Source organism: Moorella mulderi DSM 14980 (genome assembly GCF_001594015.1).
Lineage (GTDB): Bacteria > Bacillota > DSM-521 > Neomoorellales > Neomoorellaceae > Neomoorella > Neomoorella mulderi.
Genome location: NZ_LTBC01000002.1, coordinates 195,140 through 220,516, shown reverse-complemented (window position 1 = coordinate 220,516; position 25,377 = coordinate 195,140). Strand labels below are relative to the sequence as shown.

Sequence of the window (25,377 nt, the reverse complement as noted above, 5' to 3'; positions counted from 1 at the left end):
CAAAAGCCATCTGTCTCACGCAGATGGCTTTTTGTTCATTCCACTCAATAAGCATACAACGTGCCATATGGCCGTTTATTGTAGGGTACCAACTTGGTAAAGGGACGGGCCAGGATCTTTTCGGCCTCCAGGTCAAAGTAACGGGCAAAATCGCCAACAATTTCCCGCAGGCGCTTCTGGTCGGCGGCTGTAGGTGGTACTGCTTTAACTTCTTTACCCAGGTAGAAGGAATCTACCTGGCCGCGGATAAAGATCTCGCCGCCGTGCATCCCGGTGCCTACAAAATTACCCACCATGGCTTCCCCGGGTTGCAAATCCAGGCCCAGCAGGACCAGGGTACCGCCGGCCATGTACTCGCCGAAAAAGTCCCCGGCCTTGCCGCCGATGACAATCAGGGGGTTTTTATCCCGGAAGGCCTTCATGTGGATACCCACCCGGTAGCCGACACTGCCGCGGATAAAGATGCGGCCGCCGCGCATGGAGTAACCGGTAATATCGGTGGCGTTACCGTGGATAATTACCGTTCCGTCGTTCATGGTGTTACCTACGCCGTCCTGGGCATTACCAAAAACCTCTATTTCCAGACCATCCATAAGGGCCGCCAGGTTGTTGCCCGGCACGCCGTAAACCTCCAGCCGGGCCCGGCCCTGGACCCCGGCACCGATATAACGCTGGCCATTGACATTTTTTAAAACCAGTTCCCGGCAGCCGTTATCCAGGAGGGTCCTGATAAACTCATTCAGGGCTTGATAAGACAGGCCCCGGGCATTTAAAGTTTCCATAAAATCCCCTTCACCTCACACTGCCAGCTGTTGCTGCCAGATGGTTTCTGGTAAACTTAAGAGACCAAAATCTGGCCGCAGCAATTCATCTTTAAAGGACGTGACCTCAATGCCTTCCTCGAGCAACTGGCGGTAGATGCCGGCCCGGTCGATTTTATTGATCAGCAGTGCACCGCTCAAGCGGTTATCCTTTAAGACCAGCTTGCGGTAGACCAGGGCGGCAGGGTCTACTTCCGTCAGGAGTTCATATTCCTCACCGGTGGCCGCACTGTTACCCATGCTGATAATGTGCAGCCCCAGGAAACCAAGGGCGTTATAGGGCGGTAAGGGTTGATAGATCTCCCCTGCTCCGGCCATATTGCGCCCGGCTATTTTCCCCTGGATGGCCGCATGGGGCAGCAGGGGCGGGTTGCCATCCACCACATCCCCGGCGGCGTAAACGCCGGGTAGGCCGGTGCTCAGGTCCGGCCCGACGACAACGCCACGGTTAATGGTGACGCCGGGTAATCCCGTGAGCAATTCCACGTTGGGGCGGACGCCAATGGCGATTACCAGGATGTCGGCCTTGAGTTCCCGGCCGGATTTAAGCTCTATGAGGAGGCGTCCATCATCCTCCTGGCGGATGCTGGTCAGGGTATCGTTTAAATAAAGGTTGACACCATTATCCTGCAGGAAGCCGGCTACTAAAGCTCCCGCTTCCGGGTCCAGGGCCGGAGCCCAGATGCGGTCGGCCAGTTCAACCAGCGTTACTTTAACGCCCCGCTGCACCAGGCTCTCCATGGCCTTGAGGCCCGTCGGCCCGGCCCCCAGAATGACGGCTTCCCGCCCGGGGATGGCAAAAGCCTCCAGGCGGCGAACGTCGTCATAGTTTATAAAGGTAAAATAGTTGGCCGCGGTTAACCCCGCAATGGGCGGCACAAAGGGCCGGCCCCCGGTGGCGAGGAGCAGACGGTCGAAGGGTAGTTTTTCACCGTTGTCCAGGTGCACCTGCCGGGCTTCCGGATCCAGTTTTACGGCCCGGCGTCCCAGGATGACGCGGACGCAATTTTTTTCATAAAACTCTTGCGGCCGGTAGGGCATATCCTGATCCTGGACCCGTTTTTCCAGCCAGTAGGAAATCAGGGGCCGGCCATATGCATAATAGTTTTCCGCCGAGACGATGGTAATGGAGCCTTCCCGGTCATACTCCCGGATTCCTGCGACAGCGTTGACGGAAGCTACGGAATTGCCGATAAGGACGTAGTTCATGCCCCTGCCCTCCTTTCCTCAAAAACAAGGGCCCGGTTGGGACAACCGGCCACGCAGGCGGGTTCGCCTGCCTCCCGGCAGAGGTCGCATTTCAAAGGCACCGGGCGGCCGTTTTTCTCCCCGGGCCGGATGGCGCCATAAGGACAGCCGGCCACACAGGTCCAGCAACCCACGCATTTATCTTCCTGGCAATAGACAATACCCGTCTCCGAATCTTTGACCATGGCCCCGGAGATGCAGCCGGCCACACAGCGGGGATCATCGCAGTGGCGGCACTGGACGGCTACCGAGAGGGGCAACCGTTCTTCGACAATAACCCGTGCCGTACCCCTTAAATTCTCGCGCTTATAGGCCCGGAAAAGGTCGCGGCTGCGGGAATGGGCTACAATGCAGTTCACTTCGCAGAGGTGACAGTTCATACAGTAGGCCGGCCGGGCGTATACTTTTTTCACTGGTATTCCCTCCCCTGCTACATAGCTTCGCCGGCATGCTTGACACCCAGGAGCTTCAGTTCCACTTCGTTCAAGCCAACGCCCCGCAGGTGCAGGCGGTTGCCGCGCAGGCTTTCAATGGAGTTGATGCCCATGCCGCCCAGCATTTCTTTTATCTCGTGGGACCATCCCCGCAGCAGGTTGTAGAGGCGTTCGGCGCCGATTTCCGGGTTCAGGCGCCGGCTGCGGTAGGGATCCTGGGTGGCGATGCCCCAGCTGCACTTGCCGGTATAGCATTTCTGGCAGAGGTGGCAGCCCAGGGCAATCAAGGTGGCGGTGGCGATGTAGACCGCATCGGCGCCCAGGGCTATGGCTTTCACCACATCGGCGCTGCTGCGGAAGCCCCCGGCAGCCACCAGGGATACCCGGTTGCGGATACCTTCCTCGCGCAAGCGCTGGTCCACGGCGGCAATGGCCAGCTCGATGGGAATACCCACATGGTCGCGGATCATGGTAGGAGCTGCGCCAGTGCCGCCGCGAAAACCGTCAATGGCGATGATATCGGCCCCGGCCCGGGCAATGCCACTGGCAATGGCCGCCACGTTATGGACGGCCGAAATTTTGACGGAGACCGGTTTCTGGTAACGGGTTGCTTCTTTTAAAGTAAAGATTAATTGCTTCAAGTCTTCAATGGAGTAGATATCATGATGGGGAGCCGGTGACAGGGCGTCGGTACCCTCAGGTATCATCCGCGTCTCTGCCACAGGCGCGGTAATCTTTTCCCCCGGCAGGTGGCCGCCGATGCCCGGTTTGGCTCCCTGGCCGATTTTAATTTCGATCACGCGCCCGGCATTCAGGTAACCGGCGTGGACGCCGAAGCGGCCCGAGGCCACCTGGACTACGGCGTGATCGGCATACTCGTAGAGATCCTCGGGCAGGCCGCCTTCGCCGGTATTGAACAGGGTGCCGAATGCTTTTGCCGCCCGGGCCAGGGATTCAAAGGCCTCATGGCTGATGGACCCGTAGGACATGGCGGAAAACATGATGGGGGTCTCTATGGGCACCAGGGGGGTCCTGGTTTTATCTTTGCTTTCCTCCCTGCTTACCGGCTCGGCACGGCTGCCCAGGTAAGTCCGCAGTTCCATGGGTTCCCTTAAGGGATCAATGGAAGGATTGGTCACCTGGCTGGCGTTAAGGAGCAGCCGGTCGAAATAAGGGGGGAAGGGCTGGTCGTTCCCCATGCCGGTGAGGAGCACCCCGCCGGTTTCCGCCTGCTTGACAATGTTGCGTAAGTGTCCTTCCGTCCAGTGGGCATTGGGCCGCATGGGCGGCGGGTTTTTATAAATAGTCAGCGCCCCGGCCGGGCAGATGCTGACGCAACGCTGGCAATTGACGCAGTTGGCATCAATGGCATAGAGACGGTCGTCTTCCGCGTCATACTGCTGGGCGTCAAAGCCGCACTGGCGCACGCAGGCCAGGCATTTAATGCATTTGTTGTCATCGCGGACGACACTGAATTCAGGTGGCATCAGGCTGAGAGTCGGCATTGGGATTCCTCCTCCAGGCGGCCGATGACCGGCTCGCCGCCCTGCGGGTACCAGACCCTTTCCACGTCAGGGCAAATTTCCCGGATGGCTGCTTCTTCACTGGCTACATACAGGGTAGCACCTTTAGAACCGGCCACCAGAGGACGCAGCTTGATGCGGTCATTCAGGGCCATGATGCCGCCGCTGAAGCCGGCAATGATGGAAAAGGGTCCGTTCATCAGGAGGCTACCGTAAACTACCCGCAGGCGGGTATAAAGGTCGCGTTCCGCTGCCGGCAGGCGGTCAATTTCCTGCCAGAAGGGGGCCGCCAGGACCCTGGCCGCCAGTTCCAGGGGCAGTTTATGGCGCCGGACCAGTAAATCTATGGCATAGGCCACTACTTCGGTATCGGTCTGCAGGGTCATTTTATAACCGTACATTTCTAAAAAGCGCCGGTTGGCCCCGTAGGAAGATATCTCCCCATTATGAACTACCGACCAGTCCAACAGGGTAAAGGGATGGGCGCCTCCCCACCAGCCGGGGGTATTGGTGGGAAAGCGGCCGTGGGCAATCCAGCTGTAGGCCTCGTACTCGTCCAGGCGGAAAAACTCGCCAATATCTTCCGGGTAACCCACTCCTTTAAAGGCTCCCATGTTTTTACCGCTGGAAACGACATAGGCGCCGTTGACGCTATCATTGATGCGCATGACCAGCCGGGTCATGAAGTCGGCCTCTGTCTCCTGGGATTCTTCAATTTTCGACAGCCTCGGGGTTACAAAATAGCGCCATAGTAAGGGCGCTTTGCCAATGGACCGGACATGACGGGTGGGGATACGGTCTTCGGCTTCAATATAAAAATTATCCTTAATCAACTCTTCCACCTGGTTGCGGCTCAGCTTATCCTCAAAGAGCAGGTGCAGGGCATAATAATCTTGATATTCCGGGTAGATGCCATAGGCGGCGAAGCCGCCGCCCAGGCCGTTGGACCGCTCCTGCATCAGGGCGATAGACTGGATGATGGCGCTGCCGTCAACCCGGCGGCCGTCTTTATTGATAAAGCCGCTGATGGCGCATCCCGAAGGTATCCGGTATTCTCCCTCCCTGAGCATCGTTGCTCACTCCCTCTCTCTATTAAAACTTGGTCAAATACTGGTCGATCTCCCACTGGTGCACCCTGGTACGGTACTGTTCACATTCGAGTTTCTGGGCCAGGGTCAGGCGCTCATAGATGTGGGGACCCAGGGCTTCCTTGATAACCTCATCTGCGGCCAGGGCTTCCAGGGCTTCATCCAGGCTCCCCGGCAGGACGCCGATGCCTTCCGCCTGGAGTTCGGCCGGGGTCATGGCAAAGATATTTTTATCCGTCGGCGGCGGCGGGGTCAGGCCTTTTTTGATCCCGTCCAGCCCGGCCTTCAGCAGTACAGCCAGGGCCAGGTAGGGGTTGCAGGAAGGATCCGGGTGCCGCACTTCAATGCGGGTGGAAGAGCCCCGTTTGGCCGGCACACGGATCAAGGGGCTGCGGTTGCGCGGCGACCAGGCTATATAGACCGGCGCTTCATAACCGGGAACCAGGCGTTTATAAGAATTGACCGTCGGGTTGGTTACAGCTGCCAGGGCGCGGGCATGGGCCATGACGCCGGCGATAAACTGGTAGGCGGTCTGGCTTAGACCCAGCTTGTCGCTGGGGTCGTAAAAGGCGTTCTGTCCGTCTTTAGACAAGGAAATATTAACGTGCATACCCGAACCGTTAATACCGTAAATGGGCTTGGGCATAAAGGTGGCATGGAGGCCGTGGCGCTGGGCAATGGTCCGCACTACAAATTTAAACGTGGCAATGCGGTCAGCCGTGGTCAGGGCCTCGGCGTATTTAAAGTCAATCTCATGCTGGCCGGGAGCCACCTCGTGATGGGAGGCTTCGATTTCAAAGCCCATTTGCTCCAGGGTCAGGACCATGTCCCGGCGGGCGTCCTCCCCCAGGTCCACCGGGGTAAGATCAAAGTAACCGGCCCGGTCGTGGGTTTCCAGGGTCGGCCGGCCGGAAGCGTCGGTATGGAAAAGGAAGAATTCGGCTTCCGGCCCGGCGTTCATGGTAAAGCCCATGGCTGCTGCTTCGGCCATAACCTTCTTCAGGGTACAGCGGGGACAACCAGCAAAGGGCGTGCCGTCGGGGTTATATACGTCGCAAATGAGGCGGGCTACCGTCCCCTCATGGGGCCGCCAGGGAAAAACAACAAAGGTGTCTGGGTCGGGGCGCAGGTACATATCCGACTCCTCAATGCGCACAAAGCCTTCAATGGAAGAGCCGTCAAACATGAGTTCATTATTGAGGGCCTTGGGTAACTGGTCCACCGGAATGGCTACATTTTTCAATACCCCAAAAATATCGGTAAACTGGAGGCGAACAAATTTTACCCCCCATTCCTCGGCCCGGTTTAGGACAGCCGCCCGTTTTTCTTTGTCATCCATCAGCATAAACCTCCTGCTAAAACTTTTTAAAGAAAAAAAGCGCCCCGCAAGGTATAAAAGCCCCTGCTTCAGGACGCCGTTGCCCTAAAGGGTTAGTCTGTCTTTTTGGCCTTATTGCTGCCACCCTGGAGTTCATGGGCGACAATAATGGCTTCCGCAATGCTTTTCATGGGGACACAGCGGTCCATACTCTGGCGCTGCATGCGCCGGTAGGCCTCGGCTTCCGTTAGCCCCATGGTATCCATGAGAATGCCCTTGGCCCGCTCAATTATTTTCCGGGCGGCCAGGGTCTCTTTCAGCTTGCTAATTTCTTGTTGCAGGCGGCTCATTTTCTGGTAATTGGCCAGGGCTGCTTCTACCGCCGGCAACAGGGTGCTTTCCTGGACCGGTTTAATTAAATAAGCAAAGATCGGAAAATCGCGCGTACGGGTAAGCAGATTGCGGTGCCAGGAAGAAGCCAGGAGGATAATCGGTGCTACCCCATCTTCCTCGATAATCCTGGCTACTTCCAGGGCATTGGTACCCTGGAGTTCGCTATCTAGAATTATCAGGCTGGGCTGCAGGGTGCGGATCATCCGCAGGGCCTGGCTGCCGTCCGGGGCTTCCCCGGCAATCAAGTAACCTTCCCGCACCAGCATGTATTTCAAGTTTTGCCGGGTAGATGGGTCGGAACTGGCAATAAAAATTTTGGGCTGCTGCATAAAATTTAATCATTGCCCCCTCGCGCTACACCATTGTAGCTGCTTCAAGGACCCCTTTGCCCTGCGAAATGCTTTTTCATTTGGTATGGCACAATTATAAAGGAAAAACACTGAATTGACAATAGGCAAAACTGATGTATCCAGTATTTCAAAAAATATTTTCGCATAGTGAAAATGCGTAAAATCGGCGAAACTATGCTGGCTAAAGGTTATGATGTGGAATTTCACTGCTGCTCCTCCGATAACAATTCCCTGGATGCCGTGGTCATCCCGGCCATTAAAGTAGCTCTAATCGATGGTACGGCTCCCCACAGGGTCGTGTCTGCCCAAGAAAGCGGACAAGCCTTCGAGGTGGTGGTTTTTAAATAAGGTTTGCGGCGCTTCCTCATTACTGGCATGTTTCAGACAAATATTCTGGGACAAGCAAGTTTTTTCGGCAGTGAGTTTAGAGGACCCATTACGCAAGCGCCGCTAGAAAACGATCGGCGCGAGTTTAGATGAAGGTTTACAAATCCTGTCGAAGAAAACATTTTGTGAAAACTCGCCCGGCTGCAAGGCCTGGACACATTTAACTTTTTCTGTCAGCACCCTGCCCGCAAATTCCTCAAAAGACGGGTTACAGAAACCGCAGCGAGGCGGCGAGATCCTGGATGTGTTTTGCGTTTGCGTACAGAATACAGAATAAAGTAGTGGTATTTCTCGCCCATGATCGCCACGGGCCGCGGGTAGCGCACCACGCAGCAGGCTCCGGCCCCCCGCGCCCAGCTCCGGCGAGGGAAAGACGAAATACCCTTCCCTCCCGTTGACCGTGGTCTTCTCCAGCCGCGGCTTCTCGCCGTAGGGCTTTAGCTTGTGGAAGGCCTCTTGCCGCGCCACCTCTTCGGGCGTCCAGCCCTCCCCGTTCATCACATTTACCAGGAAGAAGCCATCATCGCCGCCGTAGCTTTCCGGGATACCCGCAACATCGCCGTAACCCGTGCGCGGCTGCCAGTGACGCGGGAATTCAAGGCACACTCCGAATGCCGGATTCAGATAGGGCACCTTTGCCCCAAAAACTGTCTCCTCGTCCAGGTGGCGCAAAATCTCCGTCCCAATCACCCTGCCGTTTAAATCAAGGAACCGGTCCTCAGGAGTGTTCCTTGCCTAATCGGTGACAACCCGCAACCGGAGGTAAGGCCTGGGCTTATCGCCGCCTTCAAGCTTATCCACCCGGAAATCCACCGCCGGCTTGTCGAAGCGCAGGTAGGAGGTGTAGACATGTGCCACGGCGCCCGAAGCGACGCCACCTTCCAGATGCCGGCGTAGCCGGGTTCGCCCTCACCTGCTTTCAACCGCTCGAAGGCAAGCCACTTGCCCGTCGGCGACCATGCGGGGCGAGAAGTATTCTCCCCGGCGCCCAGCGCCCGCGCTCTGCCGTCCGGCAAATCCTTGACCCAGAGCGGAGAAACCATTTCCACCACAGTTTCCCGTTCCGGTGCGTAGTGTCAGCAGGGCCACCTCCGGCGGGCAAAAGAGGCGCAGCGGCAGGACGGTGTTGCCCAGCCCGCGATTGCTGTAGACCCGCGTAGAGCTTCCCGGCACCTCGCGCAGGCCGAGCGGGCATTCGCACCCGAGGGGTGGACAGTACAGGGCCCTAACCCCCGGCAACCGGGTCTGGCCACCGTGGCTGTCGCCGGAAAGCTGTAGCTGAATCCCCGCACGTGCCACGCGAGGCGCGAAGGCCGGAGCATGAACCAGGAGGATTTTGAAGTCCCCGGGCGGTATGGGAACCACCGCCTTTACCAGGTCGGGGTCGCCGGTCAGTGGATCGTCCAGGCCAACGCCGGCCGCCCTTCTCGACGCGGACGCTCCGGTTGACCAGCACTTCCACCCCAGAGTCAGCAAGGGAGCGGGCTTATTTTTTTGCCGAAGTGGTGGTCGTGATTGCCCGGGACGGCGTACACACCCAGGGGTGCCTTAAGCCCTTGCAATGGCAGGGGTCCGCCAGAGCCGGGTCCGCCGAACGGTCCAAAAGGTCTCCCGTAAAAACAATCAGGTCACGATGAAGGGAGGAGATGAGCCTCGTTATCTGCACCACGGAATCCTCGCTGCGGAACCGGCCGGAACCATAATGCAGGTCACTGATATGAACTATGGTCAGCCCATCAAGTTCCGCCGGAAGTTCCTGCAGCGGCACCTCCACTCGTACCATGCTGCTGGATCTCGCCACCAGGCCGAGAAGGAGAAACAGAAGTAGGCCGGGAATGACCGGTTTCATCACGCGGCGTTGCAAAAGGCGGTGGATAACGTTTTCGCACATCGCCACCTCTCCCCGGAAGTCCCCTTATACTCGGCGCAACCGTTCCCGGTCCTACGGCCCCGACCCGATGCTCACGATCTGCCACGCTGCGGAAGTCGGCGGGTCGAGCGGGGCCAGCATGACGAAATAGATGTTGCGCCCCGTAGACTGTTAACCCGTGCCCGGACCGCGGGCGGAACCGCCGTCTCCGGCCAGTCGCAGTAGAGGCTCTCCGCCTGCTCCATAATGACCAGTATAACCGGGTAAAAACGCCGCCCCGCCTTCCTTAAACTAATTCTTCATCCGGCTGCTTTTCCGCCGACGTCCCATCCGTAAAGTAGAAGAACCAAGCACCTTCTGTAAAACGATCCGGCTTAAGCGGACCCGGATCTTTCCCCTCTGCTTTATAGTTCCGGTGTACCTCTTCGGCGTCCTCCCTCTTTCCGTAAACTTTAACATAAGAGCGGCCGTTCCTGGTCTTACCGGTTTCGGTGCGGCAACCGCAAGGATTTCCGTTTGCGGCCGCACCTTCAGGCGGAACATCCCATGTCCCGGACGGTGTTCCCTGACCGCTGAGCGGCACGGCACCGACCAGGGCTCCGGCTATAGCCTCTACCTGTTCCGGGCGAAGCACCGTATTTTTCCCCTGCCGGCGGATGTGCCAGGCCAGAGCTATGCCACTTTCGAATACCGGCATGGAACATTCCTCGACCCTGAGCCACTTCGCCCTCGTGAAGAGCACCACCGGAAAAAGCCACGCCTCTATTTCGGCCGGTATAGTGTCGCCCAGCGTATTCTCCAGCCAGTGCTTAAAAAGGCGCCGGTGGCGCTGATTTTGCTTCGTAGGACTCTCACACCGCACCCACGAACCGCCTTCCTTCCGCCGCCAGTTATCTTTATACCCTGTGAAAGCACCTTCCCAGGCTTTGGTTTCTATCAGGTAAATCCCCGGCGGCCCGATCAAGACGTGGTCTAACTGAATGAATTCGTCCGGCTTGGGCTCTAAAACCACATCGTTAACCAGTATCCATTCTTTGGACAGAAAAAACCAGAAATTAAAAGCGGCGCGGCTTTCGCCGCCCTCACCCAGGTTATTATTCCGGCGGCGCTGCATGTCAAAGGATATACCCGCAACCGGTTTCAAGGCCCACGCAATCCAGGAAGGGGTTTCGTCATCGATTCGCCTGAACATCTTTTCCTTTTCGCGGGCCACTTTCTCCTGAATCTTGCGGCGGAAAACCTCTTTGTTCGCCTCGTTCTGGCGCATCACCCGTGCCGGCATGCGTTTCCTCCCCAGATTAAAGTATCAGATAGGCCGCCAACGCCGCCATAATCCGCTTCTCCCGCGCCTGTAAAAAGCCTTCGTAATCATCGCGTTCCATCGCCATCAGCGCCGCCTCGTCAATCAGATGGGTAGCCATAATTTCTTGCTTCCTTTCCAGCGGGACCAACTTGGCCAGGTAATCGCTCGGCTTCATCCGGCTGATCCGGCGATTGGTGGCCTGGGAAATCAGCGTCCGGTTAAGCACCGTATTGATGTCCGGGTTTTGGTACTTACTTTTACCTTCAGCGTCTTTCACCGACGCCAAGAAGGCGCGCGGGAAAATATGGTGGTCGTCCAGCGCGTGAAATTCGATTGCGTCGTCGGCCTGGAAATCCTTTGCTCCCTGAATGGCCACCAGGTTGATGACCCCCCGGTAAACGGCGTTGACCCGCGCCGTATCCCGCAGCGAAAAATTAGAATTGCGAAGGATATTACGGTCTATTTGTTCGAAAACAGCCGGTTTATGGCCAGGGTCGCTGAACCACTGGACCAAATCCCGGTAATCGGCGAGGGTGATGCTCTCCACCGACCCGGCATAACGTTCAAGAAAAACAGACCCCCAGTACCACTTTTTCACCCCGCGGTAGGCCCGATTATCCAGTTTATCCCGGTCGATCCTATAGAGAAGAGCAGCCAGTACCGGCATCATTGTCGAATACGGGAGCCACTTCTGCGCAAACGCGCCGAACCCGTCCTGACTCGTCGAAGTGGTCCGCTTGAGGGCTTTTTCCATGTAAAGTACGGCGGTGTGCCAGTCTTTTTCGAAGCCTTCCGGCCGCAGGTTAATTAGGGACTTACTTTTAACCTCCTGTTCCCGGATAAGCGCTAATGTACGCAACACCAGAACCCCGTAAATATCTGGATCTCCACCCGAGAACTGGCGGAGCAATTCATTATCCTCCACCGCCTGCTGCCAGAGCCGGTGCAGGTCAACACCGAAACGGTATAACCGGGCAGTCAAAAGATCATATACCGAAAGAGCCACCCCGGTACTGTTGAGCTTCTCGAATATGGCGCATACTTCGGCAATGCCGTCAGCATCGTCTGGCTTTACCTTCGGGATTTCAATCGTCGGCACATAAAACTGCCGGATGACCTCAACGGCGCGGTTCCACACCGGCTTATGCACCTTAAAGTACTCGTTGAAGTACCGCTCCTGATCGCGCTCAATCAGCCAGCGTTCGTAATAGTTGAGCCAGCTTTCCCATCGCGGCAGTTCCGTGAACGGAACAACCAGGTTTTCAAACTGGTAGTCTTTGTCCAGGTAACGCCCGCTCAGGTCGGCTCGTTCGCTGAAGATGGCCGCATCCATGTCACCAGCAGTGATCTTACCCAAGTCTAAGAAAAAACGGTAAGGATACTTGGTCCACTTTAAAGGAAGCGGCGGCGCCGCAAAAGCGTAGTGCAGGGAGGTTAAGCGTTGCTGGCCATCGAGAATCAGCCAGTCTGGCTTGAGCTGCTCCGCCGGCTTCTCTACCCCGGCCACGGCCCGGAAAGCGAAGGGGCTGCTCTCCGCATCCACTTTTAAAAGAAGGAACGAACCAATAAAGTAGCCCTTCAGCACCGAGGTCAGAAGGTCTCTTACGTCATCCCGCGTCCAGACGAAGTTGCGCTGAAACTCGGGCAGGGCGATCTCCCCGCTCCTCGCCCGCTCCACCAGGTCGAGTAACCTTTTCTTGTCCGGCGTGATATCCAAGATGCTTCACCATCCTTTACCTCTGGCCTTCCGAAACCCTACGCCGCCTCTGGCCAGTCGCGGTAGAGGCTTTACGCCTGCTCCATAATCACGACCATCAGCGTCTCGCACGCCGCCGGCTTGTACCCATAGCGGCGCAACAACCGCTTCACCGTCGCCCGGATCTTCGCCTTCACATTCTCGTGGTCGGTCCAGTCGATGCTCAGGTTCTTCTTGATCGCCGCCACCAGCTCGCGGGCGATGGTTTTCAGTTGCTCGTCACCGGTGATATGCTCCTGCCCCTTAGCCACCGCGTCGTAAAAGGCCATCTCCTCATGCAGACGACCATGGCCTTACCGTCTAAAACCTCCATTCGCCTTTCGAAGTAAGGCACGGCGTCGCGTAGCTGCCGGTCTAAGCCGTCGATGACGTCGTACTGGCTACCTCGCGCTGCCTGGTTCGCTGTAGGTCAGTGCGAATATCGTATCGGTCAGCCAGCGACGGAACGACTCATTGTCGCTGAACTGCTTGAACAGCTCGGTGTCATCCTTGAGTAGCGCGGTCATCACCCGAACGAGGGCCTTGTCGTGCTCGATGCGTGCGTTTTGTTTGTCGGAATGCTTGCGTGCATTCTGGTAGGCCGTGTCAGCCGCTACGCGTGCAGGAATCTCCTCGGTGATCAGTTTGCGCACCCGATCGGCGTTGGTCCAGGGAATGTTGCCGAACTGATCGTTAAAAGCCTTGATGATGTTCGAGAGACGGTCGAGCTCCGGTTCGGGCTTGTGTCCACCACCCACAGTGGGCACCGGTTCGATCTCGGCATCCGCATCGGAAAGCGCGATCCTCATACTCGCCTGCTTTTCGACCCGGTAGCTGTCCATGTCGATCGCCTCGAGGATGCCCTTTGAGAGGTCTTCCTCTTTCGGCGCCGGCAGCTTGGGTACCAGGAAGTTGAGGAAGATCGATAGCTTCTCCCACTCGGTGTTGGTGTAGGGGAGGATTGAAGACAGAAAGTTATAGGTTCGCAGAAACGCCTTGGCTTTGCCCTTGAAGTCGACCTGACCGTCCTCGTCGAGATGCTCCATGTAGGTGGCGACGCAGGCGTCGAGGATCGGGTCGAGCTGGTCGCGGTCGGCCCCGCTCAGGTAGAGCCGCACCAGTTCATCAACTTGCTCAGGCGCGTACACCTGGTAGCCGTCAAGGTCGGCCTTAAGGTCGTGCAGCTTGTTCGGGTCGGTCTCGTCGGCGAGGATGGTCGTCCGGTAGTAGGGCTCGAAGGCCTTCCGGATCGTCTCCGGGTCGTTGACGAAATCGAGGACGAAGGTGTCGTGCTTCTGGGGGTGGGCGCGATTGAGGCGCGAAAGTGTCTGCACCGCCTTGACCCCGGAGAGCACCTTGTCCACGTACATTGTGTGCAGGAGCGGCTCGTCATAGCCGGTCTGGAACTTATCGGCGCAGATCAAAAACCGATACGGGTCCTCCCGGATCTTGTCAGCGATCTGGTTCGAGGGAAAGCCGTTAAGGCTGGCCTCGGTGACCTGTTGACCGCCATACTCGTGCTCACCCGAGAAGGCCACAATCGCCCGATAGGGGCTTTTGCGCTCGGCAAGGTACGCCTTAAAGGCATGGAAGTACTGAATAGCTCGCTCGATGCTGACGGTCACCACCATGGCCCGCGCCTGGCCGCCGATCTTGCCCTTGGCGATCACCTGCTCGTGAAAGTGGTCCACCATGATCTCGGTCTTGAGCCGGATGGCGTACTCGTGCCCCTCGACGAAGCGGCGCAGCTTCTTCTGCGCCTTTTTGACGTCGAATTCGGGGTCGTCCTCGATGGTCTTGATGAGCCTGTAGTAGCTCTTCACCGGCGTGTAGTTGGCCAGCACATCCAGGATGAACCCTTCCTGAATGGCCTGTTTCATGGTGTAGCTATGAAACGGCCTGTGTTTAACCGTGCCGTCAGGCTGCGGGTCGGGTTCACCAAACATCTCCAACGTTTTGTTCTTAGGGGTGGCGGTAAAGGCGAAGTAGCTGGCGTTCGGCAAAAGCTTCCGGGCCTCCATTAGCCGGTTGATCTGATCTTCGAAGGTCTCGTCTTCGTCCTCGGCACCGGCCTCCGACAAGGCCATGCTCATCTTGGCCGAGGTGCGGCCACCCTGGCTCGAATGCGCCTCATCAATGATGATCGCAAAACGGCGCCCGCAGTGCTCGTTGCCGATTTCGTCGAGGATGAACGGGAACTTCTGAAGCGTCGTGATGATGATTTTCTTGCCGCTCTCGATGAATCGCCGCAGGTCGCCGGAATGCTCGGCGTGCCCCACCGTGGCGCTCACCTGGGCAAACTGCTTGACCGTGTCCCGGATCTGCTGGTCCAGGATGCGCCGGTCGGTCACCACGATAATGGAATCGAAAACGGGTCTTCAGTCCTTCGCGAGACCGATCAGCTGGTGGGCCAGCCAGGCGATGGAGTTGGACTTGCCGCTGCCGGCGGAATGCTGGATCAAATAGCGCCGGCCCACGCCGTGCGTCGCCGCGTCCGCCAAAAGTTTTCGCACCACGTCGAGCTGGTGATAGCGGGGGAAGATCTGCCGTCGCCGTTTCTTGCCGGTCTTGAGGTCTTTCTCCTCAACGAGTTGAGCGTAGTTTTCGAGGATGTCGGTCAGGCTCTCACGGGTGAGTATCTCCCGCCACAGGTAATCGGTCTTGAGCCCCTGCGGATTGGGAGGATTGCCCGCACCGTCGTTCCATCCCTTGTTGAAAGGCAGAAACCACGATGCCTTGCCCGCAAGGTGCGTGCAGAACCACACCTCGTTGTCGTCAACCGCGAAGTGCGCCACGCAGCGGCCCAGCTCGAAGAGCTTTTCGCGCGGGTTACGGTCGCGCCTGTACTGCTCGATGGCGTCATGCACCGTCTGTTTGGTGAGGCGGTTTTTGAGCTCGAAGGTGAAGACCGGCAGGCCGTTAATGAAGAGCACCAGGTCCAGCGCCCGCTGCGTCTCGTCGCGGCTGTAGCGGAGCTGGCGCGTGACGGTGAAGCGGTTCTGCTCATAGAGCGCCCGCGCTTGCTCGTTTCCGGGGGAAGGCGTGCCGTAGAAGAGCTCAATGCGGTAAGGCCCGTGCTGGATGCCGCCTCTCAGCACATCCACTACTCCGCGCTTGCTCACCTCGCCCTGAAGACGCGCCAGAAACTTGCGCCGCGTGGGGCTGTCGTTATCCAGATCGAGCGCTTCGGCGACCTCAGGCTGCGTCGAGTGCAGAAACGCCGCGAGCTGAACCAGATCGACGCAGTACTCCCGGTCATAATCGGCCGGATCGCCGGGGAGCCAACCCACACCGCCGTAGGGTGCCGGCGTCTCGGCAACGAACGCCGAAGTGCCGGCAGGTCGGGGTACGCAGTCGCTGCCAGTCAGTGCCCAGCAGATCAGAGTTTCGAGCCCGGCTTCGCTGGTGTCGGTTGGTTTCATGGTGTGACCTCCTCGGAAATCGCCTCCGTGCCAGCACCAGATGCAACGATGATTTTAGTTTCAGTGAGATATCGGATGGTACTGCAAGAGGTGCTGCCATCTATGACGGTTGTATTTTTGACCGTTAATATGTAGGTCGCTCGACTCGTGCTTTGGATGAGCCAAGCTTCTTTCCGGTCGACTTTCGTTTTCTCGATATGCACCGTCATGTACAAGCCTTCGCCGGAACGACCATATGGATCAAACGACTTTCGTTCGCCGTTATAGTCGAACTGAAGTGCAGTCGATGATTTGGTAGAGCGCTGACGAAGTCGTGCTTGTCTGTCTGATAGAAATTCCGCAGGACGAATTCGACGAACCAGCGTGGGGTCAGTGGTGCCGAAACAGGAATGCGACAGCCTTTGACATCTCCCAAAGTGAGATGACAACAAGGGTGAACGACATCGCGAGCGGCGGCTTCATCGAAGTCAAATCGTAGTGGGAAAGGAATGATGCGTCTAGATACGATGTCGAGGAACAGCTCATCACGCAGGTACGCATCAGGGTCTTCATGGAACGGCCGAAGATTCGGTGAAGGATAATATGCCAAGCGATGCCGGACGAGGCGCTCGTCTTCAAAGCGATACATCAGTTGCAACAATCCCCCGTCAATCAGTTTTGCGGTATAAGACCTCTTTTCCAAGAACTCTCTATGGATCGCTGCGTAATCGATATCATCCATCGCAATTGACACATGCTCGGCGCCGCCGAAAGTAACCTCCCATACACTGTTCGATGTATGGCACAGCACCGGAAAGTTCTGATCATCTGCGACCCCTCGCTCGATCAATGACGCGAGCAGTCCTTCTAAGTCGCGCTTGATGGCCTGCGCCTTCTTAAGATGCTTCTTCATTTGCCACCTCCGAGCAGCCGAAGCAGTTTCTGCTTGGTTTCGGCATCCAAGTCATCCGGTGTTATTTCGCCTCGCTCCAAGGCATCAGCTAACTCGAGGGCACGAGTCTTCTTTTGCTCTAAGCGCTGCTTTTCGTGCGGCGAGAGATCTCGGTGTACAATCCTCAGCTTTTTGAGGAGCTCATCGGTCGGATACGTGAAGTCGAGTCTGAAGTTGCGTTGTTTCAAGCATTCGAACTCGTGAATAAGATTAGCCATCCCCTGCCCGTAACCGATTACCCGTACCCAGGCTTTACTGCGGGTGATGGCAGTAAACAAGCGGTTACGTAGGCTGGCCAGCCCTGCGCCGACGCCATCACACTCCTGAGCATTGATCACATAGACCATGCCCGCCTCGTTGCCCTTGGCCCGGTAGATACTGGTGAAGGTCACGGAAGATGTCTCGGTTTTAAAGAACACATCGGGATCTGTGTCGACGCCGGCGAGATGGTTCTGGATACCAATCTCGAACAGTGCCTTACGGATCGGCCCCAACCGCTCACGGGCAGTACGAGGATCAGGATGAATGATGATGATGTCTTCATACCGCAGTTCGTCTTCTTTGATGTTTTTCTTGATCTGCTCGACCAACCACGCGTTCTGTTCGGCTTCGTTACCGAACTGCAGAAAAACGACCAGATCGTCGATCGGGGAATGGTCCTCTAGAAACCTGGGGCTGGTCTCGTCGGTTCGTTCGAGGACGACGTGCTCTCCCTTAGCCAAACGTCCCTCTCGCACCCGATATCCGATCTCTTCCCACAAAGCAGGTTGGTCGAACATCTGTACCAACCCTGTCTCGGCGCCCTTTGGCTGCTCACGGTAGATGCCGAAGCCGAGGGCGTGGGCCGTCACCAACACGGGCCGCGAGTTGCGGTAGCACTTCTGTAAGATCACGTCTCGGCGCGGGTCGTCGCCAAGGGACACCAATGGCTGACCTCGATCATCGGTACCGAAGATCTCTTCGGGTGGCGGCAGTGAGGTCCCCGACAGATTCTGGAGTTCATCGTAGGCATAAACGAGCCGCTTCGGCGGCTTGAGCATTGTGTAGCACAAGCGCAGAAAACTCGGGGCAAAGTCTTGCGCTTCGTCAACCAGGATCGCGTCGTAGAGTTCTGGGGGAGTAGCAACCGCGGTCAAGGCCGCTTGGCAAGCCCCATCGAACGCCCTATCGCCGCCACCGAATCGATTGCTGGCGGACCTGAAATCATGGAACTCCTGCCCTGTGACGCGGCAGAACTCGTAATAAATTCCGTCACGCTCGTCACCGCCGGGCGCACCCCAGGCATTCACGACACGGATCCTGGTCCAGTCTGGCTCCTCACCACTTTGCTCAACACAGAAATTGTTGATGAGGCGCTTGAATTGTCCTTTTAGCGAGCGAGTGTGGAAGGTGACGGCGATCCGCCAGTCCGGATGCTGGGTGTGGAGATACGCAGCCTTGAGAGCCAGTACGATCGTCTTGCCGGAGCCGGCCAGGCCGCGGATACGCTGCACGCCTTCGACGGTTTCAATGACCGCGCGGTTTTGCCGACGATCCAGCGTGGCGATGGAGTCCTCTAGTTTCTTGAGCTTCGCCCCTCGAGAATCAGGCCTGCTCACCTCGCGCTTGGAGCGGCTCTTGCGGATCGACGACAAACTTTCGATGGCAGAAAGTGTCATTCGATACAGGTCGTCCGAGCTATCTTGCCAAGAAAAGGCCGAAAGGATTTTTGCGAGGTCCCTTTCGTTGGCGAGCGGATAGTCCTCTTTGGCCAACCTGTCGACGGCGTCGATGGCAGGTGCAAAGGTGATGACGTTTAACGGCGGGATCAGACGTCGCCCTTTGACCAACTCCTTGTGTAGCTTCAGCTTGGCTTCAATCTTGTTGGCAAGATCATCCTGCCGCGCCGCGTAGTCGCCTACCTCTGTACCTTCTACCAGGTCGAAGAGTATGACACCTTTTTCGCGGCTCACCAGAATAGCATCGGCGAAATACCTGCCCTCCGGCGTTGGGATCAATGGATAGCCGAAAAAGCACTCTCCCGATAGCCCCTCAATGGTGGTCAAGGTTTCTTCGAGCGCCTGAGAGGCGGCGGGCTTGCCATTGATACCGCGTGTAAAGTTGACTTTGTTCATGTTCAGTCTCCATTCGAAAATTTGTTTATAGGAAGTCTATACTGCGACCCGCATTTTCCTATCCTGCGACCCGCGCTTTCATATCCTGACATCTGACAAGGCAACGTTCTGAATATACATGAGATCCATTATCCATCCTCCTCTGATATAGCAGCGTGATCACCTTCTCCATTCAGGGCCTCGTCTTGCGCGCTCTCTTCTTCGTCCGTCCAAGGGGCGTCTTCTTCGCTTGGCTCCTCTGGCAGCCGCGCCGCGACCTCGCGCACATCCACCTTGCCGGTGACCACGTCGGAAATGAGGCGGGTGCGGTATTCGCGCAGGAGGTCAATTTCGCGGCGAGCGGCGGCAATGGCGGTGTCGATCTTGGCCGTCTGGGCGTCGAGGTATTCAACGATAGCGGTTTGTTCTTCCTTGGTCGGTAATGGCATCTTGGCCGTCAAGAATGCGGACTTGGTGATGACCTTGCGGAGTCCTGTGTACAAAGGCTTTAAGAATTTCCCGTTGTCCATTGCCAGATAGAACAAATAGACGTAAGCCCTGACGACTGGATCAGTGCACTCAAATACCGTGTAAGCACCCGTAATCATGCCATGGAGTGATGATAGACCTATCGCTCGGGGTGTTTCATCGATATCAAATAGGCAAAAGATAATGTCACCGGGCTCAACGACTTGGTAAGTATCGAAACTCGTCGGGAATTTGCCTTCTGGGTTCTCAAGGTCGCGAACAACGATGCCGCCTTTCGTAAGAGATAGCAACGTGTAATCTGTAGATGCCTTGCCAACCAAGTGTTTCTTTAGTCGGAGCACTGCACGGTTTGGCACGATGTCCCAATGAACCGGCACATCGCCCAGCCACTCCACGCCGGAGGGCTTATAGGCCGGATATGGCTGGCAGGTGCGGACGTCTATCTTCCCGGTGACGGCGCGGTGGATGAGGGCCTGCTTGTACTCCTCCAGCAGCTTGATCCGCCGCTGGCGCGCCCGGATCACCCGCCGAATCCGCCGACCCGCCCAGTCCAGAAACCGCACGATGGCAGTTTGCTCGAGGAGGGGTGGAAGTGAGAAGTAGATACACTTGAATTCCTCTGCCCGCAAACTCCACTGATCCGAAGTAATGCCATACGACCATCGCTCGGCCTCCGAAGCGAAAAGGGGTGTACGAAGAAGAAAGTGCATGTAGCGGGCCAAGTTCTCGGCGCTTCTTAGCCGTTGGACGATGTAAGCCGGGCTCACGATCCCCCGGTAAGCCGAGACGCCCACCGCCCCTTGCCAGGCTCTCATCTTGTTGTACACCAGGTCACCCGGTTGAACGAGTTTGTAGTTGGACTTGTCCTCGTTCGAGGAGTCTTTCTTGGAACTGTCCGCGAGCAAGTCTGCTTGACGCAGTACGCCGCGTGTGATGGTTACCGACAGCATCTGTTCGTCAGGGTGACCACGGTCATTGATTTCACGAAACACCGTACGCCCGGGCAACACCTCCCAATGCTCCGGCACCTGGCCGAGCCATTCTACGCCGGAGTCTTTGTGCGCGGGGTAGGGTTTGAGGGTACTGATTACGCGTTCTCCTTCCCGAGGCGGATTTTTTTCGAGCAATTCGGCACGCCTGGAAAACATTTCACACCCTCCTTCCCAGGCGCTTCCAGCGCCGCTCGAAGGCGTCGCGCCCGCCTTCCATCACGCGGCAGACCTCTTCGCGTACTGAGTTCTCCTGAAGTGCACCGCGCTCGACCACACGGCATTGCCCGCCTCGAAAGTCGAGCACGTGCACCAGCTCAGCGTCGCCGTTGACAACGATATTAGGATTGTGAGTTACGATGACGAGTTGCCGGCGCAGCTTGTTTTCGCGGATTTGGCGGACGATGAGGTCGTAAATCAAATGATTGTCCAGATCGTCCTCGGGCTGGTCCAGAACCAAAGGTTCCTCGCCGAACGCGAGCAAGAAAGCAAGCAGTGCCGCCGAGCGTTGGCCCTGCGATCCCTGGGTGAGGGCCGCCCAGTCGGTGCCGTTGGCCCTGCGACTGTACTCGATGCGCAGATCGTCTTCGGGGAACCAGCATTGGATGTGGTCGGCAAACTCAGGCCTCTCCAGTTTCTTTTTGAGGTAGTTCTTGAAGTGGCCACCAAATGCATCTGCGATTGTCTGCAGCTGTTTCTTTGAACTATCCAGAGCTGCCTTGCGGTCATCGGCTTGGGCGATCTCGAAGGCCAGGCCACCCGTGGGATTGCCCGCCGCGTCCATCGCCAAGATGTCGTTTTCGAACCGATCATCCGTGGCCTCGAGAAGCTCGCGCAGACTGCGCTCGATTACACGCGCGTCGAAGCCGAAAGGCACGACTTCGATGCGCACGTAGGGATTGCCGTCCAGCGTTTTCTTGACGAATTCTGCTCGCGCTGAGGTGATGGCCTCGCGCGCTTCCACGACTTTTTGCCATTGCGCGGCGATCGCCTCTTCGAGCGTGTCCCGCTCTGCCTTGATCTGATCGAGGCGCTTGAGCTGTGCCTCGAGGTACTGACGCTCCTGCACCAGCTGTCCGAAGGCTTGTGGGTCGTTCACGCCTTGCGCGGCCAAGGCTTGCTGCAAGGCGTCGAAATCTGCCCGGGCCTTGTCGGTGCGCTTGCGCCAGGCGGCGAGCAGCGGGTCTTGTTCGAGCAGTCGCGCGCTTTCGGCCAAGGCGCGGCTTGCTTGCTCAAGGGCTTGCCTCGCTTGCCGCACGGCGTCATCTGCCTTCTTGCGCCACTTCAGGACGTCCGCATCACTCGCGTCATCAAAAACGCCAGAAGGCCAGTCGTCAAGGATGAGGTCTTGCGCGACCTCTTCAATTCGCCCAGGCAGCGCGCGCATTTGTTCAAGGAGTTGCTCGACCTCTCTTCGCTGATTCTGGGCATGCGCATGGGCCTTCAGGACCTCGGCATGATGTGCCTGGGCAAAAGCGTCGAGTTTCCTAACCACCTCATTTAACCTTCGTTCTACCTCGTGACGGTCGGCAAGCTTTCCTTCCAGCTCGCGAAGGCGCGCCCGCTGGGTGAGAAAGCTGCGTTTTTCCTCTTCAAATTCTCGTTTGAGTTTTCCGACCTGGGCTGCCTCGTCGATCACGGACAGGAGCGCTTGACGGCTTTCACCCGCCATGGCCGCAATCTGGCCCTGGGAGAAAAGGCGGATTGGGAAGCGCTCGGGATTAACAGCCTGGCTTCCTGACTCGCACCAAGTCCCGTTCGCGTCCTTCTCTTCGACTATGATTTGTGGTGATCCGGGGTTCTGCCAGCGTAGCCTGGACAGTTGCCCTTCGCGCATCAGTTCCACACAAATCTCGGTCTCCTTACGTAGCGCGCCTTCGTCATCGCGCGCTTTAGGCACCTTGCGGAAGGATTCGAACTGACGCAAAGGCTCTGCATTGCCGCTCAAGCTGTTCAGCTCGTCGTCGCGTCCATAGGCCAGGCGCAAGGCATGAACGAAGGTGGATTTTCCGGTTCCACGTCCACCGATCAGGGCGTTGTAGAAAGGTGTGAGCTCGATCCGCTCGGCCTGACCGTTTCCCATATAGCGGGCACTGCCAATCTCAATAGCAGTGATGAAATGCGCGGGCGTCTTGAAGGGGTCGAACGTGCCCTCGTCACTGCGGCGGATCGAAACGCCGTTCCCATCCAGCAGCGCAAGCCTTAGGCCCTCCAGCGTGGGCTTGGCCATCTTGACCCAGGTGTAGCGGCTGCCGGGGACTGCGTTGCCATGAAAGGTGTGGCAGTCGCTACCGAGTATACTCGTGAGTTTCTTGGCTTGTTTTTCTACGCAAGTGGGATAGGCCTTATTCGAATCGACCCATTCCACAGCGAGAACGCCCTCTACATCCAGCGCTTGGCGGACGGTGTATACATCAATACAACTTTCCTGGGTGCCAGGTCTAACAGCCAGCAAACCCTTGTCCGCATCTGCGTGTGCAGGGATGGGAATAGCTCCACTTTCTAAAATGGCTTCCAAAACCGCTGCGATACCTTTCCTGGTAACGCCGTCGCTGTCACCTTTGGTACCATCGTAGTCCACTTTGCCAAGCAATGTGTCGATGTCGCCGGTCTTGGCGTCAGGTTCGAAAATCGCCAATAGGTGAATGCCGCCCTGTACTGAGATTTCCACTCCTGGGAAGATTGTCAACTCGCGGAAGCCTTCGGGCGGGTTGCCGGCCTCGGCTTGCGCCTTCATATTCGCATAGGCCTTTTTGAGATCGTCGATCCACGCCCCGCTATTATGATCCGTCACGGCCACGCAATCGATCTCGGCGACCATGTACTTGAGCAACCACTCTTCTGGCGACAAATTAATGTTGTTTTTCGCCCAGTATGTATCTCTTGATGCCGGCGTATGGGTGTGAAAATCGAACTTCCACCACCGCGAACCGGGATAGGGCCAGAGCGGTTTATTCATGGTTCGTTCCTCCCCAAAATCTCCTCCAACAACCCCTCAGCCTCTCTCTCCACCGCCAGCAAGTCTGCCCGTATTTCCTCGAGTGAACGCAGGGCCTTTGGCTTGTAGAAGTACCGGTTAAAACTGATCTCGTAGCCCACCTTGACGCTGGCCGGGTCGTACCAGGCATCCGGCGCGTAGGGCAGCACCTCGCGGCGCAGGAACGTTTCGATGGCCGTGCGCTGGTCTTCCGGGCTTGGCAGGTAGCCAGGCTGATGGCAGGCGGGGCACTCGAGGAACGGGATCTGCTCGCTGTCGCGAAGCTCCGTGTCCGGCTCGTATTCCACCACACGCGGCTTGCCACCGATGACAACATCAAACAGCCCGCGTAAAGGATCAGGCGCTGTGCCAGGCTTGTGAATTTTCTTGATGACCGGCGGCGCATCCTCGGCGCGCTCGGCCGTTTCCCGAAGCGCTTTGATCTCCTTGGGGGTGTAGGCGCGCTCGGGGTCGATACCTTTCAAGCGCAGGGGGCGCTCCACCGTCACCTTCCAGTAGCCGAAGGCCGCGTTGGGGAAGATCTTGGACTGCTCGGTCTCCTCGAATTTGAGGAAGGTATCAACAATGCGACGGATGTCCTCTTCGGACAGCTCGCAGTTCTTCTTGCCCAGGTTCTTGCGCAGGGGCTTGTACCACTGCGTGGCATCGATGAGCTGCACGCGGCCTTTGCGGTGCTCGGGCTTCCTGTTCGTGAGCACCCAGACGTAGGTGGCGATGCCGGTGTTGTAGAACATGTTGAGCGGCAGGGCGACGATGGCCTCGAGCCAGTCGTTCTCGATGATCCAGCGGCGAATGTTGCTCTCGCCCTGGCCGGCGTCCCCCGTAAACAGCGACGAGCCGTTGTGCACCTCGGCGATGCGACTGCCGAGCGAGGTGTCATGCTTCATCTTGGAGAGCATGTTCACCAGGAACAGCATCTGGCCGTCGCTGGTGCGGGTGATCAGCGAAAGCTCCTCGCCCCGGTGCTGCACGACAAAGCGCGGGTCCTTGATGCCAGCCTTGCCGCCCATGCGTTCCAGGTCGCTCTTCCAACTCTTCCCGTAGGGCGGATTGGAGAGCATGAAGTCGAAGGTGCGGCCGGGGAAGGCGTCGTTGGATAGGGTCGAATGCTCCGGTCCGCCGACGATGTTGTCGGCGGCATCGCCCTCGCCCTTCAGCAAAAGGTCGGCTTTGCAGATGGCGTAGGTCTCGGCGTTGATCTCCTGGCCGAAAAGATGCACCGAGACCTGTTTGCCACGTTCTTTCGCCATTTGCAACAGGGTTTCCTCGGCCACCGTGAGCATCCCGCCGGTGCCGCAGGCGCCGTCATAGAGCAGGTAGGTGCCGGATTCGATCTGGTCGGCGACCGGCTCGAAGATCAGGCGGGCCATCAGCCTCACGGCGTCGCGCGGGGTCCAGTGCTCGCCGGCTTCTTCGTTGTTTTCCTCGTTGAAGCGGCGCACCAGCTCCTCGAAGATGGTGCCCATGGCGTGATTGTCGAGGCCGGGCAGCCGGACGGTGCCGTCGCTGTTGAGCACAGGGTAAGGACTCAGGTTGATGGACGGGTCGAGGAACTTCTCGATGAGCGTGCCCAGGGCGTCGGCTTTGGCCAGGCGGGGGATTTGGTTGCGGAACTCGAAGTTGTCGATGATCTCCTGCACGTTGGGCGAGAAGCCATCGAGGTAGGCGCGAAAATCCGCCTCCAGTTGCTGGCGGCTGGCACGCGCCTTGAGGTCGCGTAGCGTGAAGGGGGAGGTGTTGTAGAAGGCTTGACCAGCGGCCTGTCGCAGAGCAGCGTCTTGGTGTACGATCCCCGCTTTGTCTAGCGAAGCTTTCATGTTGAGCACGGCCTGCTTGGTGGGCTCCAATACCGCATCCAGTCGTCGGATCACGGTCATCGGGAGAATGACGTCACGGTACTTGCCGCGCACGTAGAGGTCGCGCAGCACGTCGTCGGCGATGCCCCAAATGAAATTGGTGATCCAGGTCAGTTGGCCGTTTTCCAT

At 57.6% G+C, this 25,377-nt stretch carries 19 protein-coding genes and 1 pseudogene; 1 reads left to right on the top strand and 19 read right to left on the bottom strand.

All coding sequences use genetic code 11. The annotated features are described in order from the left end of the window. Nucleotides 1–44: 44 nt before the first annotated feature. From MOMUL_RS04310 to MOMUL_RS04280, 7 genes are all read right to left on the bottom strand, one after another. Nucleotides 45–782: a GltB/FmdC/FwdC-like GXGXG domain-containing protein gene (locus tag MOMUL_RS04310; RefSeq protein WP_062281986.1), complete on the bottom strand. Its 738-nt coding sequence runs from the start codon at nt 780–782 to the stop codon at nt 45–47. 15 nt (nt 783–797) lie between these two features. Further along, complete coding sequence (locus tag MOMUL_RS04305) at nt 798–2,030, bottom strand: NAD(P)/FAD-dependent oxidoreductase (protein ID WP_062281984.1); 1,233 nt, start codon at nt 2,028–2,030, stop codon at nt 798–800. Beyond that, on the bottom strand, nt 2,027–2,482 hold the full coding sequence (locus MOMUL_RS04300; RefSeq protein ID WP_062281981.1) for a 4Fe-4S dicluster domain-containing protein: 456 nt from the start codon (nt 2,480–2,482) through the stop codon (nt 2,027–2,029). Before MOMUL_RS04300 ends, MOMUL_RS04305 begins: the two co-directional genes overlap by 4 nt. A gap of 17 nt (nt 2,483–2,499) precedes the next feature. Beyond that, the gene (locus MOMUL_RS04295) at nt 2,500–4,008 is read right to left on the bottom strand and encodes a glutamate synthase-related protein (RefSeq protein WP_062281978.1); all 1,509 of its coding nucleotides are present in this window, start codon (nt 4,006–4,008) and stop codon (nt 2,500–2,502) included. Further along, entirely contained in the window at nt 3,990–5,096 is a 1,107-nt protein-coding gene (locus tag MOMUL_RS04290; protein ID WP_062281975.1) for a class II glutamine amidotransferase, read from the bottom strand. Before MOMUL_RS04290 ends, MOMUL_RS04295 begins: the two co-directional genes overlap by 19 nt. A gap of 22 nt (nt 5,097–5,118) precedes the next feature. Continuing rightward, nucleotides 5,119–6,453, bottom strand: a complete 1,335-nt coding sequence (gene glnA, locus MOMUL_RS04285; protein WP_062281971.1) for a type I glutamate--ammonia ligase — start codon at nt 6,451–6,453, stop codon at nt 5,119–5,121. Nucleotides 6,454–6,545: 92 nt separating this feature from the next. Continuing rightward, nucleotides 6,546–7,154 (bottom strand): ANTAR domain-containing response regulator, encoded by a 609-nt coding sequence (locus MOMUL_RS04280; protein WP_062281968.1) that lies wholly within the window; start codon nt 7,152–7,154, stop codon nt 6,546–6,548. A 174-nt stretch (nt 7,155–7,328) separates the two neighbouring features. Between MOMUL_RS04280 and MOMUL_RS04275 the strand changes: the two genes are divergently transcribed. Further along, nucleotides 7,329–7,523: a hypothetical protein gene (locus MOMUL_RS04275; protein ID WP_201786470.1), complete on the top strand. Its 195-nt coding sequence runs from the start codon at nt 7,329–7,331 to the stop codon at nt 7,521–7,523. Nucleotides 7,524–7,625: 102 nt separating this feature from the next. On the opposite strand, the gene MOMUL_RS04270 is transcribed toward MOMUL_RS04275, so the two are convergent. The 12 genes and pseudogenes from MOMUL_RS04270 to MOMUL_RS04215 form a co-directional block, all read right to left on the bottom strand. Beyond that, nucleotides 7,626–8,252: a hypothetical protein gene (locus tag MOMUL_RS04270; RefSeq protein WP_062281964.1), complete on the bottom strand. Its 627-nt coding sequence runs from the start codon at nt 8,250–8,252 to the stop codon at nt 7,626–7,628. Nucleotides 8,253–8,297: 45 nt separating this feature from the next. Next, the gene (locus MOMUL_RS17480; RefSeq protein WP_269085181.1) at nt 8,298–8,420 is read right to left on the bottom strand and encodes a hypothetical protein; all 123 of its coding nucleotides are present in this window, start codon (nt 8,418–8,420) and stop codon (nt 8,298–8,300) included. 628 nt (nt 8,421–9,048) lie between these two features. Next, on the bottom strand, nt 9,049–9,453 hold the full coding sequence (locus MOMUL_RS04265; protein ID WP_062281961.1) for a metallophosphoesterase: 405 nt from the start codon (nt 9,451–9,453) through the stop codon (nt 9,049–9,051). A 265-nt stretch (nt 9,454–9,718) separates the two neighbouring features. Then, complete coding sequence (locus MOMUL_RS04260; RefSeq protein ID WP_062281960.1) at nt 9,719–10,714, bottom strand: nuclease-related domain-containing protein; 996 nt, start codon at nt 10,712–10,714, stop codon at nt 9,719–9,721. A gap of 16 nt (nt 10,715–10,730) precedes the next feature. After that, the gene (locus MOMUL_RS04255; protein ID WP_062281956.1) at nt 10,731–12,452 is read right to left on the bottom strand and encodes a GmrSD restriction endonuclease domain-containing protein; all 1,722 of its coding nucleotides are present in this window, start codon (nt 12,450–12,452) and stop codon (nt 10,731–10,733) included. A 71-nt stretch (nt 12,453–12,523) separates the two neighbouring features. Continuing rightward, nucleotides 12,524–12,760 carry a type I restriction enzyme endonuclease domain-containing protein gene (locus MOMUL_RS04250; protein WP_084785454.1) on the bottom strand — a complete coding sequence of 79 codons (237 nt, stop codon included), beginning with the start codon at nt 12,758–12,760 and terminating at the stop codon, nt 12,524–12,526. Nucleotides 12,761–12,871: 111 nt separating this feature from the next. Then, nucleotides 12,872–15,892 (bottom strand): annotated as a pseudogene (locus MOMUL_RS17800) (type I restriction endonuclease subunit R). Nucleotides 15,893–16,097: 205 nt separating this feature from the next. Beyond that, complete coding sequence (locus MOMUL_RS04235; protein WP_062281948.1) at nt 16,098–16,784, bottom strand: DUF2290 domain-containing protein; 687 nt, start codon at nt 16,782–16,784, stop codon at nt 16,098–16,100. Then, nucleotides 16,781–18,937: a DEAD/DEAH box helicase gene (locus MOMUL_RS04230; RefSeq protein WP_062281945.1), complete on the bottom strand. Its 2,157-nt coding sequence runs from the start codon at nt 18,935–18,937 to the stop codon at nt 16,781–16,783. Before MOMUL_RS04230 ends, MOMUL_RS04235 begins: the two co-directional genes overlap by 4 nt. A 128-nt stretch (nt 18,938–19,065) precedes the next feature. Then, entirely contained in the window at nt 19,066–20,553 is a 1,488-nt protein-coding gene (locus MOMUL_RS04225; RefSeq protein WP_062281943.1) for a restriction endonuclease subunit S, read from the bottom strand. A gap of 1 nt (nt 20,554) precedes the next feature. Continuing rightward, the gene (locus MOMUL_RS04220; protein WP_062281941.1) at nt 20,555–23,353 is read right to left on the bottom strand and encodes a TrlF family AAA-like ATPase; all 2,799 of its coding nucleotides are present in this window, start codon (nt 23,351–23,353) and stop codon (nt 20,555–20,557) included. Continuing rightward, nucleotides 23,350–25,377 carry a type I restriction-modification system subunit M gene (locus tag MOMUL_RS04215; protein WP_062281937.1) on the bottom strand — a complete coding sequence of 676 codons (2,028 nt, stop codon included), beginning with the start codon at nt 25,375–25,377 and terminating at the stop codon, nt 23,350–23,352. Before MOMUL_RS04215 ends, MOMUL_RS04220 begins: the two co-directional genes overlap by 4 nt.